This window comes from Arthrobacter sp. MYb214, assembly GCF_002979865.1.
Taxonomy (GTDB): Bacteria; Actinomycetota; Actinomycetes; order Actinomycetales; family Micrococcaceae; genus Glutamicibacter.
This window is the reverse complement of sequence record NZ_PCPZ01000003.1, coordinates 402,201-420,733: the sequence shown is the minus strand read 5'-3', so window position 1 is coordinate 420,733 and position 18,533 is coordinate 402,201. Positions and strand designations below refer to the sequence as shown.

General features: G+C 59.3%; 17 protein-coding genes and 1 pseudogene. 10 read left to right on the top strand and 8 right to left on the bottom strand.

From position 1 onward, the window contains the following. Positions 1-110: 110 nt before the first annotated feature. From CQ012_RS10685 to CQ012_RS10670, 4 genes are all read left to right on the top strand, one after another. Entirely contained in the window at positions 111-1,196 is a 1,086-nt protein-coding gene (locus CQ012_RS10685) for a carboxylate-amine ligase (protein WP_146112955.1), read from the top strand. Positions 1,197-1,380: 184 nt separating this feature from the next. Continuing rightward, the gene (locus CQ012_RS10680; RefSeq protein WP_181149059.1) at positions 1,381-2,745 is read left to right on the top strand and encodes an MFS transporter; all 1,365 of its coding nucleotides are present in this window, start codon (positions 1,381-1,383) and stop codon (positions 2,743-2,745) included. A 70-nt stretch (positions 2,746-2,815) separates the two neighbouring features. Further along, the gene (locus CQ012_RS10675; protein WP_105662127.1) at positions 2,816-3,286 is read left to right on the top strand and encodes a GNAT family N-acetyltransferase; all 471 of its coding nucleotides are present in this window, start codon (positions 2,816-2,818) and stop codon (positions 3,284-3,286) included. A gap of 379 nt (positions 3,287-3,665) precedes the next feature. Next, complete coding sequence (locus CQ012_RS10670) at positions 3,666-4,112, top strand: SRPBCC family protein (protein ID WP_105662126.1); 447 nt, start codon at positions 3,666-3,668, stop codon at positions 4,110-4,112. A 160-nt stretch (positions 4,113-4,272) separates the two neighbouring features. On the opposite strand, the gene CQ012_RS10665 is transcribed toward CQ012_RS10670, so the two are convergent. The 3 genes and pseudogenes from CQ012_RS10665 to CQ012_RS10655 form a co-directional block, all read right to left on the bottom strand. Further along, positions 4,273-4,551 carry a hypothetical protein gene (locus CQ012_RS10665; protein WP_105662125.1) on the bottom strand — a complete coding sequence of 93 codons (279 nt, stop codon included), beginning with the start codon at positions 4,549-4,551 and terminating at the stop codon, positions 4,273-4,275. A 68-nt stretch (positions 4,552-4,619) separates the two neighbouring features. Further along, positions 4,620-5,474, bottom strand: a pseudogene (locus CQ012_RS10660) (ISL3 family transposase); the annotation flags it as partial. A 41-nt stretch (positions 5,475-5,515) separates the two neighbouring features. Next, positions 5,516-6,313: an IclR family transcriptional regulator gene (locus CQ012_RS10655; RefSeq protein WP_105662124.1), complete on the bottom strand. Its 798-nt coding sequence runs from the start codon at positions 6,311-6,313 to the stop codon at positions 5,516-5,518. A gap of 150 nt (positions 6,314-6,463) precedes the next feature. Here CQ012_RS10655 and CQ012_RS10650 point away from each other — a divergent pair, with 150 nt between their 5' ends. The 4 genes from CQ012_RS10650 to CQ012_RS10635 are packed head-to-tail and all read left to right on the top strand — an operon-like array spanning position 6,464 to position 10,615. Continuing rightward, the gene (locus CQ012_RS10650) at positions 6,464-7,456 is read left to right on the top strand and encodes a 2-dehydro-3-deoxygalactonokinase (protein ID WP_181149058.1); all 993 of its coding nucleotides are present in this window, start codon (positions 6,464-6,466) and stop codon (positions 7,454-7,456) included. Between the two features lie 41 nt (positions 7,457-7,497). Then, a complete protein-coding gene (locus CQ012_RS10645) occupies positions 7,498-8,142 on the top strand; it encodes a 2-dehydro-3-deoxy-6-phosphogalactonate aldolase (protein WP_105662122.1) in 645 nt (214 codons plus the stop codon). Continuing rightward, positions 8,139-9,287, top strand: a complete 1,149-nt coding sequence (dgoD, locus tag CQ012_RS10640; protein ID WP_105662121.1) for a galactonate dehydratase — start codon at positions 8,139-8,141, stop codon at positions 9,285-9,287. Before CQ012_RS10645 ends, dgoD begins: the two co-directional genes overlap by 4 nt. Positions 9,288-9,292: 5 nt before the next feature. Then, entirely contained in the window at positions 9,293-10,615 is a 1,323-nt protein-coding gene (locus tag CQ012_RS10635) for an MFS transporter (RefSeq protein WP_105662120.1), read from the top strand. Positions 10,616-10,720: 105 nt separating this feature from the next. On the opposite strand, the gene CQ012_RS10630 is transcribed toward CQ012_RS10635, so the two are convergent. Genes CQ012_RS10630 through eat form a run of 5 tightly spaced genes read right to left on the bottom strand, consistent with a single transcriptional unit; the run spans position 10,721 to position 16,643 of the window. Then, positions 10,721-11,521, bottom strand: a complete 801-nt coding sequence (locus tag CQ012_RS10630; protein WP_073706995.1) for a 3-oxoacyl-ACP reductase — start codon at positions 11,519-11,521, stop codon at positions 10,721-10,723. A gap of 55 nt (positions 11,522-11,576) precedes the next feature. Further along, positions 11,577-12,977, bottom strand: a complete 1,401-nt coding sequence (locus tag CQ012_RS10625) for an aldehyde dehydrogenase family protein (protein ID WP_105662119.1) — start codon at positions 12,975-12,977, stop codon at positions 11,577-11,579. After that, a complete protein-coding gene (locus CQ012_RS10620; protein WP_286134644.1) occupies positions 12,974-13,744 on the bottom strand; it encodes a gamma-glutamyl-gamma-aminobutyrate hydrolase family protein in 771 nt (256 codons plus the stop codon). The genes CQ012_RS10625 and CQ012_RS10620 overlap by 4 nt, the downstream gene beginning before the upstream one ends. A gap of 19 nt (positions 13,745-13,763) precedes the next feature. Beyond that, positions 13,764-15,155, bottom strand: a complete 1,392-nt coding sequence (locus CQ012_RS10615; protein WP_181149057.1) for a glutamine synthetase family protein — start codon at positions 15,153-15,155, stop codon at positions 13,764-13,766. Between the two features lie 51 nt (positions 15,156-15,206). Continuing rightward, positions 15,207-16,643 (bottom strand): ethanolamine permease, encoded by a 1,437-nt coding sequence (gene eat / locus CQ012_RS10610; protein WP_105662118.1) that lies wholly within the window; start codon positions 16,641-16,643, stop codon positions 15,207-15,209. Between the two features lie 174 nt (positions 16,644-16,817). On the opposite strand from eat, the gene CQ012_RS10605 reads away from it, so the two are divergent. Together CQ012_RS10605 and CQ012_RS10600 are read left to right on the top strand one after the other, a co-directional pair. Beyond that, positions 16,818-17,543 (top strand): FadR/GntR family transcriptional regulator, encoded by a 726-nt coding sequence (locus CQ012_RS10605; RefSeq protein ID WP_286134643.1) that lies wholly within the window; start codon positions 16,818-16,820, stop codon positions 17,541-17,543. A 43-nt stretch (positions 17,544-17,586) separates the two neighbouring features. Beyond that, a complete protein-coding gene (locus CQ012_RS10600; RefSeq protein WP_105662116.1) occupies positions 17,587-18,519 on the top strand; it encodes a NaeI family type II restriction endonuclease in 933 nt (310 codons plus the stop codon). Positions 18,520-18,533 lie beyond the last annotated feature (14 nt).

Genomic DNA, 18,533 nt, shown 5'->3' with positions numbered 1-18,533 from the left:
GCGGCGAAGCTGGAAAATCGCTGGGTTTCCTGCCGGGAACGGCCGTCCCTGGCCAGCTGCCATCTAATGTTCAGTTGGTATTGCTGCCCAGGGAAGGCGAACCAGCATCCATGACCAGGACCTTTGGGATCGAAGAGGAATTCTTCCTCGTGGATCCGGAAACTGCCGCCCCGGTGCCGATGTCCGACGAGCTCAGCGCCCAGTTGCTTGGCCTCGAACTGCCGGGCACCACGGTCCACCGCGAACTTCTGGCCAGCCAGCTGGAAATCGTCACCGGAATCTGCACCTCCGCGCAAGAAGCCGTGGAAGCGCTGGTGCGGCGGCGCGCCGCCATTGAGCGGATATGCCGCGAACATCAGGCGCTTCCCTTTGCTTCGGGAACGGCGCTGGGGCTTCCGAGCACTACGGAGTTCACCAAGGGCCAGCGCTACGCAACCATCCACGAGTTCGTCCCGGGGATCGCCCGCGAGCATTTCATCAACGGACTGCACATCCATGTGCATGTCCCGGATGCCGCCGCCGGAGTCCGGGCGCTGAATGCCTTGCGCGGCTGGCTGTCGCTGATTGCGGGATTGGGCGCGAACTCTCCCATCTGGAACGGGGAGCCGACCGGCTTCGCCTCGTGGCGGACGGTGCACTACCGCAGATGGTCTGCGGCAGGCATTCCGCCGGCGTTTGCGACAGCGCAGGAATACCAGCAGCGCATTGAGGACATGATCGCCTCCGGGGCGCTGCTTGATCCGGGGCATATCGGCTGGTTCGCCCGCTTGTCGGTGAACCATCCGACCATTGAAGTCCGCGCGGCGGACACGCAGATGGCAGCCGGCGAATCCGTGGCCCTGGCTTTGCTCATCCGGGCCATAGTGGATACCGCCTCGGCAACACACAGCCCTGCCAGCACGGCAGCGTCCGAGGTTCTTGACCTGGGCCTGTGGCAAGCGGCGAAGTCGGGAGTGGAAGGCACCTATTTCGATAGCGAATCCAGAACTCCCGTGCCTGCCAAGGCGATGATCCAGCGGGTGCTCGATTACGCGGGCCGTCAATTGCAACGCAATGGCGATGAACAGTTCGTGGCCGATTACCTGGACTCGCTCGCGAATCTCGGCAATGGCGCCACGCGCCAACTCGAGAGCTGGAACCAGGGCGGCGCCAAGCAGGTCGTCGCTGATGCCGCCAAGCTGTTCGCGCAAGACTGACAGGTTTTCGCAGAAGCAGCGCGAACAACCAGGGGAGCGGCGTGCAAGGAGAAATATCGCTTGTAGCGGGTTCGGCAGAAGCCTACTATCAAGGCAGGGAGTCGATCCTGCATGAATGGCCAGCACGGGGGTGCTGGGGCGGAGGAAAGTGATTCCTGCATACTCGCAACAACGAGGGGGAATCATGAGCACTCCAGCTGCAGTACCCGGGCGCATGACCAAGGAGCAGAAACGCGTCGCGGGAGCGACCATGGTGGGCACCACCGTGGAGTGGTACGACTACTTCATCTACGCCAATGCGGCGGCCCTGGTCCTGGCCCCGCAATTCTTCACTCCCGCCGAAGCGTCGCTGGGCTCCATCATCGCTTTCGCCACCGTCGGCATCAGCTTCCTCTTCCGCCCGTTGGGCGCGATCGTGATGGGCCGGGTGGGCGACAAATACGGCCGCCGAGCGGTGCTGATCATCACCCTGGTGCTGATGGGCGTCGGCACCACATTGGTGGGCTTGCTGCCCACCTATGCGAGCATCGGCATCTGGGCTCCGATTCTCCTGATCTTCCTGCGCATCGTCCAGGGCTTCTCCGCCGGCGGCGAGTGGGGAGGTGCGGCATTGATGGCAGTGGAGCACGCGCCGGATCATGCACGCGGCAAATTCGGCGCCTTCCCGCAGCTCGGCGTCCCGGCCGGCATGCTGCTGGCCTCCGCGGTCAGCGCCATTATCGCCGCCGTTCTCTCCCCGGAGCAGTTCATGGCCTGGGGCTGGCGCATCCCGTTCCTGCTCAGCTTCGTGCTGATCCTCATCGGCTATTACATCCGCCAGCGCGTGGAGGAATCCCCGGTCTTCGAGGAAATGGCCCGGACCAAGCAGACCGAGTCGGCCCCGCTGTCCACGCTGTTCAGCAAGCACCCCAAGAAGGTCATCCAGGCGACGCTGGTATTCATGGGCAACAACACTGCCGGGTACATGCTCACCGGCGGCTTCATCCTGGGCTATGCAACGAACAAGCTGGAACTGCAGGCTGGCGACATCCTGAACATCATGACCATCGGCTCGCTGGCCTGGCTGATCTCCACCTGGATCGGCGGAGTGGTCTCGGACCGCATTGGCCGCAAGAAGATGTTCATCATCGGCTGGGTGCTGTTGCTGGCCTGGCTCTTCCCGCTGTTCCTGCTCATCGAGACACGAAACCTGGCCTGGGTCACTGTCTCCCTGGTGGTCTTCGGCGCTTTCATGGGCTTCTCCTACGGCCCGTTGCCGGCACTGTATGCCGAGCTGTTCCCGGCCCGCATCCGCCTGAGCGGTTCCTCGATCAGCTACGCCCTGGGCTCGGTGATCGGTGGCGCGTTCGCCCCGACCATTGCCGCCGCGCTGGTGGGCCAGTTCAATACCACCGTGGCGGTCTCGACCTACCTGTTCATCTGGGTGGGCGCTTCGCTGATCGCAACCCTGACATTGAAGGACCGCACCGGAGCTGATCTGTATCCGCAGGAGGGCGCCACCGGAGCATCGGGAGGCTACACAGAAGAAGCCGGGCCCGAGCATTTGTGAGCACTGGTGGGGAAAGGGCAAGTAGCTGTCCGTAACATCTCCGATACAAACTGCTGATAACTTGTCGCTCATGACGTTGTCCATCGAACCCGCAAACTTCGAGGATCCCTCCCTGAGAGCCTTCCTTGAAGCCCACCTTGCTGACATGGCGCCGCAGTCGCCGCTGGAGTCCCAACATGCATTGGACTTGGCTGCGCTACGCCAGCCAACCGTCCGGCTCTGGGCAGCGCAGAAGGACCAGCGCATCGTGGGCGCCTGTGCGTTGGCGGTATTGGAACCGGGTCACGAGGAACTCAAGAGCATGCGGACGGACCCGGACTTCCGCGGGCAAGGCGTCGCTTCCCGATTGCTGCTCCATGCTCTGGAGGATGCCGCGCAGCGCAAGCTATCGTACATATCCCTTGAAACCGGAGCTATGGAGTTCTTCGCACCTGCACGCTCGCTGTACCGAAAGCACGGCTTCAAGCAGTGCCAGCCCTTCGGGACCTATCTGGAGGACCCCAACAGCATCTACATGACCCGGATACTTGAACTGGGCTAGCTCTGGGGCAGGACACTGACAGGAATTCTTGTGCCCGTTGGGGCAAAGGCCATGAAGGACACCAAATTCGGTCGATTTCGGGCAGGGCTGGAGTGCCGAGGAGGTCTGGATGCAGCAAGCTTGCTTGCCGACCCGCCAAGAGCCCGCCACTGGCCGATAGCTCTTGGCCATGGCGGGCTGATTGGCTGATTGATAATTCGCACCGGAGCGGAGTTGTATCCGCATGACCGGGCAGGCATCGGCGAGTCGGGCGAGGAAGCAGAGCCGAAGCACCTGTGACTTTTCTGGTGGTACAAGTCAAACCCGAGTGGCACAACTGAATCGTTGAGGAGAGGCCCGGCTGCCGGGCTCAGGACCAGATGAGGAATAGGATGGGCTGATGAATCCATCCCCGTATCTGCAAACCCGCCGCCGCCTCGTTGCCGCCGCGCCTTCAGAGATCTTCGAACTGCTCAGGGATCCGGCCATGCACCCGGTCATCGACGGCTCAGGAACGGTGCGGGCCTCGAATGCGCAGGGCAGCAAGCTCAGCCTGGGCAGCGAGTTCGGCATGCAGATGCGTCTGGGTGTCCCGTACCGGATCAGCAATACCGTGGTGGAATTCGAGCAGGACCGGCAGATCGCTTGGCGGCACTTCAGCGGGCATCGGTGGCGCTACGAGCTGGAAGCTATAGGGTCCGGGACCATGGTCAGCGAAACCTGGGATGCGAGCCGGTTACGGCACAAGTGGGTGTTACGGATCCTAGGATTCACTCGGAGTACCGGGCCCAATATGGAACGCACCCTGGAACGGCTGGCCGCGCAGTTCCCCGGCGCCACCGAGTGAGGGACTTTGCTCTGAGCAGCTCGTCGAAGACGAGGTAAAACACCGCGCCCAGCCGCAGCGACGCATGCTTGCGCAAGTTCATCGAGCTCATCGGCGGTCTGATGGGAATACACAGCAATCCGGGGCGGAGCAACCGGGCTTCTCCACCATCGAGCGAGTGCTAGTGCTCCTCAACGTGGTGGTCGCACTGGTGGCCGTCGCTTTCAAGAACGCCTACACCTGAACCTTGCTGTTCGGACTGGACCGCGCTCTTCGACGCTTGCAGGTTCGCCGAGAACGCGTCCGCCACCACGGGAACCGAATTCGACTGGGCGCTGGCATTCTTCGATCTGAACTTCTTGTAGGTGGCGGTCCGGATCGCTGGGTGCAGGCTCTGAGATGCGGCGATGGTGGTGCTAACCCCCGGGATTAACCTGGCGGCGACGAATAACTGGTACATGAGCGCGGTGGCGTTCCTGGCCGGGGTGCTTGTCGGCCGGGCGCCACAAGAAAGGTCTTCACGGACTCTTAAAAGTTAAGCGTGGTGCAGAGTGCTCGGCAGGGCCGCAACCCTGCCGAGTATAACAATATCCGAAGCCGATAATGCCCATGATTCCTATAACCCCGACCAATCCGTTTCAGGTTCTTCGCTGTCAGATTCGCTTCCTCTTTCCTGTTTCCTGGCGTTCGTCAGCCTCGTTCGGCTGAACACCAAAAACTCACTCCTCCACGCAGCGAATGTGCGGTACATCGACTTCACCTCAACCATCTTGTTGTTATCAGGGATTTCTCCTGCACCGCCCATCTGGATTGGAATTCATGGGTATCCGCGGCTTTCAACAGTTGCCGCACGCGCTCCTTGTTCGCATGGATCACCCCGAATTCCGCGTCAGTTCCATGATCACCTTCAATCGTTCAACCTGCTCGATCGACAGGTTCTCCTAGTTGCAGCTCAGCAGCTGCCGATACTTGTAAGGCCGGATCAGCCGCCCGGCCGCGACGCTCGTGCACTTCGTGGGAGCTGCGCCGGCGGACCTGCATGATCATCAGAGTCGCCCGCTGAATCACGTGGAAATGATCCATGCTGACCTTAGCCTTCGGCAGATTATCTCGCACCGCCTTGCAGAATTCCGATGACTTGTAGATTGCGACGTACTGCACACTTTGATACCAATACCGTGGCCGGGATTTCTACCATCGTTTCACTGCGGTGCCACGGCGACCGTCCACGGTATCCAAGTTCTTTCCGTTATCCAGATCAGTAACCACGATCGACCAGGGCTCAATCCGCACGACTTTCCTAGTCCTGTCCCAAGCGTGGCGGACTTCGCGGAATCGGTGCTTGTCGATGTCGAATAGGCGGAGGGACATCCGGTCCACATCTAGGTATGGACCGCCGTTTCGCGCTCTAAATGCGAAGCGTTCTAGAAGGTCTTGCCCGAGTAGCCCAACTTGCGCGAAATTTGCGTGGCGGTAGATCCCATCACGGACTTGAGCGCTTTCATCCGCTCGTCAGGCATGTAGGGATTAGTGGCAGACATGCTGATGGCGGCGATGATCTGGCCACTGCCGTCGCGGATCGGTGCGGCGACGCATCGGATGCCAGGCTCATTGTCTTCCAGATCCAAGGCGATGCCTTCTTTTGCGTAGGCTTTCATCCTGGACAGGAACGCCTCCTTGGTTTGATGCGAGGCTTGTTCTACAGGCGACTCGGAATCAAAGGTGGATTCCCAGCGCAGGGGAGTATCAAGCAGGAGCGCTTTGCCGATGCCGGTGCGGCTTAGAGGCATGCGCTGTCCGACTCGTGAGCGCATTTGTGCGCCGCGAGTTCCGGGGACTTTGTCGACATAAAGCACCTGCGCTTCGTCTTCCACCGCTAGATGCACCGTGTCCTGGTACTTGCGGGCGAGTTCTTCCAAAATGGGTTTCGCAATAACAGGGACCGGGCTTTGATAGAGGGCATGGAAACCCAGCTCGATCAGTGCCGGGCCCAGGCTGAAATCGGTGCCATGGGTGCTGCGCAGGAATCCGCGCTGCACCAGGAGCTTCACCATGCGTTGCGCAGCGCTCTTTCCGATATTGGCTGCGGCTGCCACTTCATTCAGATTCGTCGCACCGCGGCCAACAGCGCGCAGAATCTCCAGTCCGCGAGCAAGTGTGAGCGTGCCCGGAGGAGGAGCGTCCATTGAATCGTCTGTGGTGGGTTCGGGATTCATGGTCATGACGTGTTCCTTGGTATGAAAAGATCAAAGTATTTCATCCCACTATATACAACACCTTTTGAACTATTGGGATACCTCCGACACTATTCAGATGTGAAGGGGAGCACAGCTGAACGATCTTGTGCAGTCCATGAAATGAAAACAGGAGTTATGACAAATATCGCCGAAGCCCAGTTGATCGCCTTGGACTGGGGAACTACGTCCGCACGCGCCTACCTCATGGGCGCCGATGGCCACACCGTGGCGGAACGCAGTGCAGCTCTTGGCATCATGCAAGTGGCCTCGAAGGCGCAAGCCGAGACCCAGTCCCTCGATGAGGCCTTCAAGGCGACGCTGACCGAACTGTGCGGCGATTGGCTGGATAACTTCGAGAATGTCCCCGTGATCGCCTGCGGAATGGTTGGCAGTCAGCAGGGCTGGACCGAAGCGGCCTACCGACCAGTTCCAGCCAATTTGGCTGATCCAGAATTCGGGTTGGCATCAGTGGAGATCGCTCCGGGCCGAACGATGCAGATCATCCCCGGCGTCTTGGACCTCAAAGAACTTCCAGACGTCATGCGCGGTGAAGAAACTCAAATCCTCGGTGCCATTGATCTTGCCGCCGTGAACGCAGATGACTCCGAAGAGCAACTGTTCCTGCTCCCGGGGACGCACTCCAAATGGGTCAAGGTCTCCGGACGCACGATTACCGAATTCTGCACTTCCATGACAGGTGAAACGTTTGCACTGCTCAGCACCCGGTCCATCCTCTCCAAGCTCATCGAGCCAGCACCATCGGCGAATTGGTCGGCCTTTGATCGAGGCGTGAAGGTATCGCAATCGGGCGAGGGCGCTGCGGATCTGATGCTCACGGCCTTCTCCGCGAGAACCTTGGTTCTGACCGAGCGTTTGGAAAAAAACGAAGTCAGTAACTATCTCTCTGGGCTGATGATCGGTGCTGAAATCCGTTCCGTTCTTGGCAAGCAAGCCACCAACGACGCCCTGTCGCTGACCATCTGCGGCAATAAGGAACTCAGCTCCAGGTACACCAGGGCGCTGAATATTTTCGGAATTGATCAGGTGCGCGAACTGCAAGGCACAGCCCCTCGGGGAATCTGGGCCGTTGCAAGCGCACAAGGCCTCCTGCAGACCGCCTCGGTCTGAGCCACCAACTTGCCACACGATTTATCAAGAAAGGTTTTGCCGTGAATGAACTGACGACAACTTTGAAGGCTGCCGGACTCGTAGCCATTTTGCGAGGTCTTCATCCTTCGGAAGCTCAAGGCGTTGGCGAAGCGCTCTATGCCAGCGGTTTTCGGTCTTTGGAGGTACCGCTGAATTCCCCGGAGCCATTGAATAGCATCGAAATTTTACGCGGTGCGCTACCTGAAGACGCAGTAGTTGGTGCAGGTACTGTGCTCACCGTAGACCAAGTTCGCTCGTGCCACGAGGCGGGCTCGCAAATCATTGTTTCCCCAAACACCAACGTGCGGGTTATCCAAGAAACGGTGGCGCTGGGCATGGATTCGTTCCCAGGTGCTGCTACTCCGAGCAACGCCTTTGATGCCATTGAAGCCGGAGCGAAGAACGTCAAGATTTTCCCTGCCGAGCAAGTAGGCCTGGCGGGATTCAAGGCGTGGACCGCTGTGATTCCCTCCGGCATTGGCCTGATCCCTGTCGGGGGCATCAACGAGGAGAACATGGCGCAATGGCTGGAAGCCGGAGCCACAGGTTTTGGCATTGGCTCCTCCCTTTACAAGTCCGGACGAAGCCTTGAAGACCTGAAAACGAGGGCAGGCAATCTTGTCTCTGCCTACCAAACGATCCATGAGATGAGGAAGTCTGCATGAAAATTACAAAACTGACCACGTACATGGTGCCACCTCGCTGGTTGTTCCTGAAGATCGAAACCGACGAGGGAATTGTCGGTTGGGGCGAGCCGGTACTCGAAGGCCGCGCATCCACTGTTGCCGCAGCAGTTGAGGAACTTTCGGATTACCTCATCGGCCAGGATCCGCGAAACATCGAGGACCTGTGGACGGTAATGTACCGCGGCGGCTTCTACCGCGGTGGCGGCATCATGATGAGCGCCCTGGCCGGCATCGACCAGGCGCTGTGGGACATCAAGGGCAAAGCCCTTGGGGTTCCTGCCTATGAGCTACTCGGTGGCAAGGTGCGCGACAAGATCCGCGTGTACTCATGGATTGGCGGCGACCGCCCGTCGGATACCGCAACCGCCGCAAAGGCCGCTGTTGAACGCGGCTTCACTGCAGTGAAAATGAACGGCACCGAAGAACTCCAGTACATCGACACCTGGGACAAGGTTCAGGGGTGCTTGGAGAACGTTCAGGCTGTCCGCGACGCAGTAGGCGAGAACGTAGGCATCGGCGTTGACTTCCATGGTCGAGTGCACAAGCCAATGGCCAAAGTCCTGCTCAAGGAACTAGAGCCCTTCAAGCTGATGTTCATTGAAGAACCGGTACTCAGTGAAAACGTGAAATCCATGCTGGAGCCATTGCGCAATTCCAGTACTCCGATTGCCTTGGGCGAGCGGCTGTTCTCCCGTTGGGACTTCAAGGATGTCTTGGCCAGCGGAGCGGTGGACATCATTCAGCCGGATCCCTCGCACTGTGGCGGCATCACCGAAGCCCGCAAGATTGCGGCGATGGCTGAAGCCTATGACGTTGCAGTCGCCTTGCACTGCCCACTTGGCCCAATCGCTCTAGCCGCGAACCTGCAGATCGATGCCGGTGCATACAACGCCTTTATCCAGGAGCAATCCCTGGGGATCCACTACAACAAATCCAACGATCTCCTTGACTACGTCAATGATCCGTCGGTCTTCGCCTACGAGGATGGCATGGTTGCCATCCCTGAAGGTCCGGGTCTGGGCATTGATGTAAATGAAGAGTACGTCATTGAACGCGCAGCTGAAGGTCATCGCTGGCGCAACCCAATTTGGCGTCACAAGGACGGATCCTTCGCAGAATGGTAAATCGTATGTCTCAGTCGACACTGTCGTCAGCTGCAACACTCAAGAGCGCTGGCAAAGCTACAAAGACGCGCTACGCCGTAGCCTTCATGTTGTTCCTCACCGTAGTAATCAACTACATGGATCGTTCAAACCTCTCGGTTGCAGCGCCGTTGATCTCCGAGGAATTCGGCCTGGACACAGCACAGCAAGGCCTGTTGCTCTCTGCCTTTGGCTGGACCTATGCGGCCATGCAGCTACCGGGCGGTTGGCTGGTAGACCGAGTTCAGCCTCGTCTGCTGTACCCAATTTGCCTGGTGCTGTGGTCGGTGGCCACAATCTTCATGGGCATGGCCGGAAGCTTCATTGCTTTGATCGTGTTGCGAATGGCTGTCGGTGGCTTCGAAGCCCCTGCGTACCCAATCAACAACAAGGTGGTCACTGCCTGGTTCCCTGAACGTGAGCGCGCCACCGCTATTGGCTTCTACACCTCTGGCCAGTTCATAGGTCTCGCGCTGCTGACCCCCGTCCTGCTGTGGCTTCAGCATGCATTGACCTGGCACTGGGTCTTCGTGGTTACCGGTGCGGTAGGCGTCGTATGGGGCCTGATCTGGTTCGTCATGTACCGGAATCCGGTGGATTCCAAGAGAGCCAATGCCGCTGAAATCGAGTACATCCGCGAGGGCGGCGGACTTGTTGACCTTGGCAGCAAGAAGGCCAAGACGGTTGCACCGAAGCTGAGCAAGGCTGACTTTGCCTTGGTTTTGGGACGCAAGAAGCTGTGGGGAATCTATATTGGCCAGTTCTGCCTGACCTCCACGTTGTGGTTCTTCTTGACCTGGTTCCCAACCTACTTGGTGACCTACCGTCAGATGGATTACATCAAGACGGGATTCCTGACGTCGCTTCCATTCATCGCGGCGTTGGCCGGTGTACTGATCAGTGGTGTTCTCTCTGACCTCATGCTCAAGCGTGGGGTGAGCCTGGGTACTTCCCGCAAGCTGCCAATCATCACCGGGCTGTTGCTTTCCATGAGCATGATTGGTGCAATCTTCACGGACAGCACCGCACTGGTCATCACCTTCATGTCTATTGCCTTCTTCGGCAATGGCCTGGCTTCGATTACCTGGTCCTTGGTATCTGCACTGGCACCGTCTCGCCTGATTGGTTTGACCGGTGGCATGTTCAACTTCATCGGCAACCTGTCCTCGATTGCCACCCCAATCGTGATTGGTCTGCTGGTCTCGGCCACGGACTTCGGCCCGGCGTTCATTTACATGACGGTCATCGCGGCGGTCGGAATACTCTCCTACGTCTTCTTGGTGGGCAAGGTGCAGCGCGTCGAGGGCTAGGCGTTACCTAGAGGAAGCATCCGGGGCCCTCGGCTCCGAAACGAACGGTCGGAGGTGAACCTGAAATTTCAGGTTCACCTCCGACCGTTCGATGCTCTAGGCCGTTTATAGGGGAGTGACGTAAGCGCCGGCGATTCCGCCATCAACGAGGAACTGGCTCGCGGTGATGAACGAGGAATCATCAGATGCCAAGAAGGCAACTGACGCTGCCAGCTCATCCGGTTCCGCGAACCGACCAAGCGGCACATGCACCAAGCGGCGCGCGGCGCGCTCCGGGTCCTTGGCGAAGAGCTCTTTGAGCAGCGGGGTGTTCACCGGGCCGGGGCAAAGTGCATTGACCCGGATGCCCTGCCGGGCGAACTCGACACCGAGTTCGCGGCTCATGGATAGCACCCCGCCCTTGGAAGCCGAGTAGCTGATCTGGCTGGTCGCCGCACCCATGACAGCGACGAAGGAAGCGGTGTTGATGATGGAGCCCCGGCCCTGTTCCTGCATATAAGGCAGCACGTGCTTGCAGCAGTAGTACACGCTGGTCAGGTTGACCTCCTGGACCTTGCGCCAGGCGTCGATGCCGGTATCCAGGATGGAAGCGTCGTCTGCCGGGGAAATCCCCGCGTTGTTGAATGCGATATCCACCGAACCGTAGGTCGACTTGGCTGTGGCGAACAGGTTCTTGACGTCTTCCTCATTGGTGACATCGGTGCGGACGAAAAGCCCGCCGACTTCTTCGGCGGCTTTCTGGCCGATTTCCTCGGCGCAGATATCGCCAATGACCACCTTGGCGCCTTCATGGGCCAAGCGCTTGGCCGTGGCCAGGCCGATGCCGGAGGCTCCGCCGGTAATAGTGGCGACTCGTCCGGCAAGCCGATTGGTGACCAAGCCGTTGTATGGGGCAGTTTCGCTCATTTGATGGTTCTCCTTGCTAGTGATTTGTTTTAGTTGTTTGAGGCTTTGCGGTAAATCAGCTTTCGGTGTCAATGAAGACGTTCTTGACCTCGCTGAAGGCTTCGAGAGCATCTGGTCCCAGCTCGCGGCCGAGTCCGGATTTCTTGTAGCCGCCGAAAGGAGTGGAATAGCGCACCGAGGAATGGGAGTTCACCGACAGGTTCCCGGCCTCGACCGCGCGGGCCACGCGCAGGGCACGGCCCACATCCCGGGTCCAGATGGATCCGGAGAGCCCGTACTCCGAGTCATTGGCAATGCGGATGGCATCGGCCTCATCCTCGAATGGGATCACCGCGACGATCGGGCCGAAGATCTCTTCGCGCAGGATCCGGTCCTGCGGATCTTCGGGAACCACGACCGTAGGCGGGAACCAGAAGCCCTCGCCCTGGGGGATCTTTCCCTGGTAGGCGATATCATTGCGGGGATTGCCTTGCTCATCGAGCAGGAAGGAAGACACCGTCTGCAATTGCTTGGCGGAGACCAAAGGGCCCATCACCGTAGCTTCGTCGCTCGGATCCCCGACGGTAACCGCCGCGACAGCCTGGGTGAATCGCTCCATGAACGAATCCAGAACGCTGCGCTGCACCAGGATCCGGGACCGCGCGCAGCAGTCCTGTCCGGCATTGTCGAAGACACCGCCCGGTGCCTGGGCGGCTGCCTTGTCGAGGTCGGCATCGGCGAAGATGATATTGGCGCTCTTGCCGCCCAGCTCCAGGGTGACACGCTTCAGCTGGTCCGCGCATCCGCGCATGATGCCCTGGCCCACTTGGGTGGAACCGGTGAAAACCACCTTGCGGACGTCGGGATGGGTGACAAAGCGCTCGCCGACTACCGAGCCCTTGCCCGGAATGACGGTGAAGACGCCCTCTGGAATGCCGGCCTCGCGGGCCAACTCGCCCAGACGGATGGCAGTCAGAGGGGTCAGCTCCGCTGGCTTGAGCACGACAGTATTGCCTGCGGCCAGTGCCGGGGCGAACCCCCACCCCGCGATCGGCATGGGGAAATTCCATGGCACGATGATCCCAACGACACCCAGGGGTTCGTGGAAGGTCACGTTCACTCCGCCTGCGACGGGAATCTGCTTGCCGAAGTTCCGTTCCGGGGCTGCTGCGTAGTAGTTCAGCACATCCCTGACGTTTCCGGCCTCCCAGCGGGCGTTGCCGATGGTGTGCCCGGCATTGAGCACTTCCAGCTGAGCCAGATTTTCCAGGTCGCGGTCTACTGCGGCCGCGAATCTGCGCAGCAGCGCGGCGCGCTCAGCAGGAGCGACCTGGCTCCAGGCGGGAAAAGCCTCGGAGGCCCGGGCAATTGCGGCATCCGCCTGCGCGGTATCAGCCAGCGCGACGTCCTGGACTGCTTGCCCAGTCGCCGGGTTGATCACGGTAAAGGTGTCTTTCACTGCGGTATCAGTGCTCATAGCGCTTCCTGTGGTGTCGAAATAGATTTGCTGGTGGCGTAGTCATGCGCAGCCTGGACGAAAGCCTGCATGAGCCGGATATCTTCCAAGTTCTCTTCCGGGTGGAATTGCGTGCCCAGAACCCAGCCTCGGGCCTGCGGCATTTCAACGATTTCCACCGTCCCGTCGCTGGCGCGGGCGGTGACCTCAAGGCCTTTGGCTACCTCCTGCAGGGACTGGTGGTGGTAGCACGGAGCACTGGCCTGGTTGCCCAGGATCTGCTCCGCCAGAGAACCCTGCGCGGTGGTGAAATCCACTGTGCCGAAGACCCCGGGAGCTGGCTGGTACTTTTCGGCAGCATCCGGAAGGACATCGGGCAGGTGCTGGTTCAGGGTTCCGCCCTGCTGCACGTTGAGCACCTGGGCGCCACGGCAGATGGCGAACAGCGGAACGGCCCGCTCCAGCGCGGCGGCGGCCAAAGCCATGTCGTGCAGGTCCCGCTCCGGCTGTGCCGCCGTGCGCGGGTGCGGTTGCTGGCCGTAGTTGGCAGGATCCACATCCACGCCGCCGATGACTATCAGCCCATCCAGGACGTCCAAGACAGAGATGTCAGTGGCAACCGGTGGAAGAAGCATTGGCGTACCACCGGCTGCAACTACTGACTTGATGTACTTGCCCGGGACAATGGCCGCGGTACTTTCCCAGACACCCCATTTGGCTTCCTGCCAGTAGGTGGTCAGCCCGATGCGCGGCCTGCGCTGCGCTGCCGGGTCCGATGGATAGTTCACTTGTAGTTGTCCTTCGTGATCAGTGGCGTTCGAAACCGCGGGAGACTTCCCAGTCGGTGACCGCCGCGTTGAACTGCTCGATTTCCACGTCCGCGTAGCGGGTGTAGTGCTCCACTACTTCCTTGCCGAAGATTTCCAAAGCGATTTCCGAGTTCGCGAAGAGCTCTCGGGCCTCGGCCATGGTTTGGGGCACATGCTGGGATCCGGAGTCGTAGGCGCTTCCGGTCACCATCTCGGGCAGTTCCAGCTTCTTCTCCATGCCGTAGAGACCGGCCGCCAGCATGGCGGCCATGGCCAGGTACGGGTTGGCGTCCGCTCCGGGCAAGCGGTTCTCCATGCGTGCGCCGTATCCCTTGCCCACCAGCCGGACCGCGCAGCTGCGGTTGTCCAGGCCCCAAGCAACGGCGGTAGGCGCGAAGGACCCCTTGGCGAAACGCTTGTAGGAGTTGATATTCGGGGCGTAGAACAGGGTGAACTCCCGCATCGTGGCCAAGACTCCGGCGATGAAGTGGTTGTACATCTCCGTGCGTTCTCCGCGGGCTTCGTCCCAGAAGGCCAAGGATCCGTCGAGCTTTCGCAGCGACATATGGATGTGGCAGCTGGAACCTTCGCGCTGGTTGGGCTTGGCCATGAAGGTGATGGATTGCCCGCGCTGCGAGGCCATGTGCTTGGCCGAGAGCTTGTAGAAGGTGTGGTTATCGCCGGTGGTGACCACGTCGTCGTATTTGAAAGCGATTTCGTGTTGCCCGAAGTTGCACTCGCCCTTGGCCGATTCGACGATCATGCCCGATTCGTACATGGCGTTGCGGATATCGCGCAGTAGCGGTTCGACGCGCATTGAGCCCAGGATCGAGTAGTCGACGTTGTGCTGGTTGGCAGGGGTGAGGTCCCGGTAGCCGCGCTGCTGCGCATCTTCGTAGGAGTCGTTGAAGATCAAGAACTCCAGTTCCGTACCTGCCATGGCGCGCAAGCCCAACGCAGCGGCTTTCTCCTGCTGCGCCTTGAGCAGGGACCGCGGGGCCACTGGAACCGGACGTCCGTCCGTGGTGGCCAAGTCGGTCTGGATCAGCGCCGTGCGTTCCAAGTACGGAACTGGGCGGATGGTGTCGTAATCCAGCACGAACTCCATGTCGCCGTAGCCGGTGTCCCAGCTGGTCAGCGAATAGCCTTCCACGGTGTTCATTTCGGTATCCACTGCCAACAGGTAGTTGCAAGCTTCGGTGCCGTGATTCAGCACGGTGTCCAGGAAGAACTGGGCATGGACGATTTTTCCCTGGAGCCGGCCCTGCATGTCGGTGAAGGCGAGAATGACCGAATCATAGACTCCGGTGCGGATGCCCTCGGTCAACTGTTCAACGCTTAGCATGCGTTCGTTCTTGGAGGCCTTGACGAGTTCTTGGATGTCTTGCATGGAGAATGTTCCTTCGATTGTCGGGGATTGGTTCTGTGGCCTGGGACCGGTTTACTTCAGGGCATTTTCTTCGGACTCCAGGATGGCGAATTCTTCTTCGGGCGCGCTAGCAACCAGGCGATGCCGGCTATAGAACCAGAAGTACGCGAGTGCCAGGACGAAGACTCCTGCGGTGATTCCTGCGGCGAGGATGTCCACGACGAATGTTGCGATGAGGGCAATGACAGCCAGCACCAGCGCAATGGAAGTGGTGACGATGCCGCCCGGGGTGCGATACCCGCGGGGCAGGTCGGGTTCCTTGATCCGCAGGACAATGTGGCTTAGATTCAGCAGCACGTAGGAGACGGTGGCTCCGAAGACCGCGATATTGATCAGCTGGTCGCCATTGCGGATGACTGCTGCCAGGATGAATCCGATGGTGCCTGGAACCAGCAGGGCCACCCACGGTGTATGGCGGGAGCCGGTAAGCGAGAGCACCCGGGGCAAGTAGCCGGCACGGGACAAGGCGAACAACTGCCGGGAGTAGGCATAGACGATAGAGAAGAAGCTGGCCACCAAACCTGCCAGTCCCGCATAGTTCACGAAGTTCGCCAGCGCCGAATTCTGCCCGTAGGCTTCGCGCAGCGCCTCGGGAAGTGGGGAGCCGGAAACGCTCATGGCTTCGGCTCCCGCGACTCCGGGCACCAGGATGAGCATGGCAGCACCGGAGAAGACCAGGAAGATGACTGCTGTGATGATGCCCTTGGGCATATCGCGTTTCGGATCTTGCGATTCTTCTGCGGCAAGGGGGACACCCTCTACTGCGAGGAAGAACCAGATACCGAAGACCAGCGCGGCAAGGGTTCCGGAAATGCCGAACGGCATGAAGGCTGAGGAGCCGGCCGAACCGTCTGGCACGATGTCGAAGAGGTTGCTTGGCTCAAAGTGCGGTATCAGGCCAAAGACGGTGACCACCAGCGCCACAATGGCGATAGCGGTGATGCCGAACATCAGCTTGAGCGCTTCGCCCACGCCCCACATGTGGATGCCGATGAAAACAATGTAGGTGACCAGGTAGACGGGCCACGAATTGGTCATCCCGAACAGGCCGAGGGCCTCGATGTAGCCGCCGATGAAGGTGGCGATAGCGGCAGGGGCCACGGCATACTCGATGAGCACTGCCATGCCGGTGGCGAAACCGCCTAGTGGTCCCATGGCCCTGCGGGCAAAGCCGTAACCTGCGCCCGCGGTGGGCAAGGCGGATGACATTTCGGCAAGACCGAATACCATGCAGGTGTACATGATGCCCATCAGCACGAAGGCAATGAGCAGTCCGCCCCAGCCGCCAGCGGCCAAGCCGAGATTCCAGCCTGAAAAATCACCGGAAATGACGTAGGCAATACCCAAACCGGCAAGCAGGATCCAACCTGCGGCGCCTTTCTTGAGCTGCCTATGTCGTAGATAGTCTTTGTCGACCGATGCGTAGTCGATGTGTGAATTCTTGGTCATGTGAGCTTCCTCGGTCCATGAGTCCTGAATCTAATGGACTGAAATCAGTCCTTTGCATGCGCTCAACTGTGGCAGGGGTCACGAAGGAAAGTCAATAGGTTAGTTTGAAGATGGAGCTGGTAAGAGAAAATGAAAGGTGTTTTCTTGAACCAAATTGTGTGCCATTCTTAGATCATGGCCGAAACTAAACCATTGGATTCCCGGGACGGGATGAGGTTCCTTGGGCAAGTGCGCCGGGGAAACGTCTTCGAGGAGACCCTCGGGCAACTGTTGCGCGCCATGAGGCTAGGTGTCTTCCCGCCCGGCGAAAAATTGCCTGCGGAGAGGGAACTTGCTGAAGCCCTGGGTGTTTCACGAGCAACATTGCGCGACTCGTTGGCGGAATTGCAGAGCGCAGGCTACTTGCAGGTGCAGCGAGGCCGATACGGCGGAACGGTTGTTGCGGCTCAACCGAATTCGCATGAGAATCCATTGGATGGTTCTGACCGTGCACGCATTGAGGATGTGCTTGCATTCAGATCGGTCGTGGAACCTGCCGCAGCTGAATTGGCCGCGGGAGCATCGCTCACTGCAACCCAGCGAAATAATTTGATGCTGGCGCACGAAGCCGTCAATTCGGCCGACGCGACGAACTACCGGCCGCTGGATGCCCGGCTCCATGTCATGATCGCCGATTTGTCAGCTTCGAGCATGCTGGCAAAAGCTGTCGCTGAAGCGCGCGACGCAACCAGCGAGCTGCTGGACCGGATTCCGTTCCTGAAGCCGAATATCGCGCACTCGAGCCGCCAGCACGAGGACATCTTAAACGCCATCCTCCGCGGCGATGGAGCCAGCGCAAAGAAGCTGATGCAAGAACATCTTGATGGCACTGCGACCCTGCTGCGCGGGTTCTTAGACTAGGTCAGAGGCGTACTTGTCGGGTTAGTTCCGTTACGATGGAGGCATGCAGGAGCTCCCACTTGGACATGACCTCTCACACAATGATTCAGCACTTGAAGAAGTTATTGGGTGGATAGTCGAACAGGACCCATCGGGGAGTCGCATGGCCAAGGTCTTCCGAGAAACCTTCGACCAATTGTATGACGGACAACGCACTGGACGCTATCGGTGGGATCAGCTCTACAAAACCGAAAAAACGCATTTCGGCACACTTATCGAAATTAATCTTCAACGTGAATTCGATTTTTCCGATGGGCTGTTGATGGATTATCAGATCGCTGGACACGAAGTCGATTGCAAGTATTCCGCTACGGGGAGTTGGATGCTTCCACCGGAAAGCATCGATCACTTGATACTTGGTTCTGTTGCGAGTGATGAGAAATCAAAGTGGAGTATGGGTTTAGTCCGTGCATCGGCGGAGAACCGCAATGTGGGCATGAACCGCGATCAGAAGGGCACGCTAAATGCGTTGGGTAAGCGTCGCATCCGGTGGATCCGAAAGGATGCACCGATGCCACCAAACGTTCTGCTCCATATTTCAGAGAATGAAGTGGCAAAAATATTTGCCCCGCGAAGTGGGCAAGCGCGTATCAATCAGCTTTTCCGGATCGCGACGAACCGGAGAATCTCACGAAATGTTGTTGCGACGGTAGCCCAGCAAAGCGACTACATGAAACGTGTGCGAGCCAATGGCGGCGCAAGGAGTACCTTGCAGTCGGAAGGAATCATAATATTGTCGGGGGACTACAAGCGACAAGTCAATATTGCTTTGGAGCTTGGATGCGCAATACCGCACGAGGGGGAATTGGTAAGTACCAGAGTAGTCAGGGCAGATATTGCAATGGCCAATAGCGTTGAACTCGACGGTGGGCGATGGGTGGCCGATGCCGGATACCATGGAAGCGCAGCCCCAGCACCCACTATTCGAAACCAGTAATTCGCCATTTCAGC

What these genes read in the sequence shown, in the direction of transcription:
- CQ012_RS10685 (WP_146112955.1), top strand. Translation starts at nt 111, where the DNA reads ATGACCAGGACCTTTGGGATCGAAGAGGAATTCTTCCTCGTGGATCCG.
- CQ012_RS10680 (WP_181149059.1), top strand. Translation starts at nt 1,381, where the DNA reads ATGAGCACTCCAGCTGCAGTACCCGGGCGCATGACCAAGGAGCAGAAA.
- CQ012_RS10675 (WP_105662127.1), top strand. Translation starts at nt 2,816, where the DNA reads ATGACGTTGTCCATCGAACCCGCAAACTTCGAGGATCCCTCCCTGAGA.
- CQ012_RS10670 (WP_105662126.1), top strand. Translation starts at nt 3,666, where the DNA reads ATGAATCCATCCCCGTATCTGCAAACCCGCCGCCGCCTCGTTGCCGCC.
- CQ012_RS10665 (WP_105662125.1), bottom strand. Translation starts at nt 4,551, where the DNA reads ATGTACCAGTTATTCGTCGCCGCCAGGTTAATCCCGGGGGTTAGCACC.
- CQ012_RS10655 (WP_105662124.1), bottom strand. Translation starts at nt 6,313, where the DNA reads ATGACCATGAATCCCGAACCCACCACAGACGATTCAATGGACGCTCCT.
- CQ012_RS10650 (WP_181149058.1), top strand. Translation starts at nt 6,464, where the DNA reads ATGACAAATATCGCCGAAGCCCAGTTGATCGCCTTGGACTGGGGAACT.
- dgoD (WP_105662121.1), top strand. Translation starts at nt 8,139, where the DNA reads ATGAAAATTACAAAACTGACCACGTACATGGTGCCACCTCGCTGGTTG.
- CQ012_RS10635 (WP_105662120.1), top strand. Translation starts at nt 9,293, where the DNA reads ATGTCTCAGTCGACACTGTCGTCAGCTGCAACACTCAAGAGCGCTGGC.
- CQ012_RS10630 (WP_073706995.1), bottom strand. Translation starts at nt 11,521, where the DNA reads ATGAGCGAAACTGCCCCATACAACGGCTTGGTCACCAATCGGCTTGCC.
- CQ012_RS10625 (WP_105662119.1), bottom strand. Translation starts at nt 12,977, where the DNA reads ATGAGCACTGATACCGCAGTGAAAGACACCTTTACCGTGATCAACCCG.
- CQ012_RS10615 (WP_181149057.1), bottom strand. Translation starts at nt 15,155, where the DNA reads ATGCAAGACATCCAAGAACTCGTCAAGGCCTCCAAGAACGAACGCATG.
- eat (WP_105662118.1), bottom strand. Translation starts at nt 16,643, where the DNA reads ATGACCAAGAATTCACACATCGACTACGCATCGGTCGACAAAGACTAT.
- CQ012_RS10605 (WP_286134643.1), top strand. Translation starts at nt 16,818, where the DNA reads ATGGCCGAAACTAAACCATTGGATTCCCGGGACGGGATGAGGTTCCTT.
- CQ012_RS10600 (WP_105662116.1), top strand. Translation starts at nt 17,587, where the DNA reads ATGCAGGAGCTCCCACTTGGACATGACCTCTCACACAATGATTCAGCA.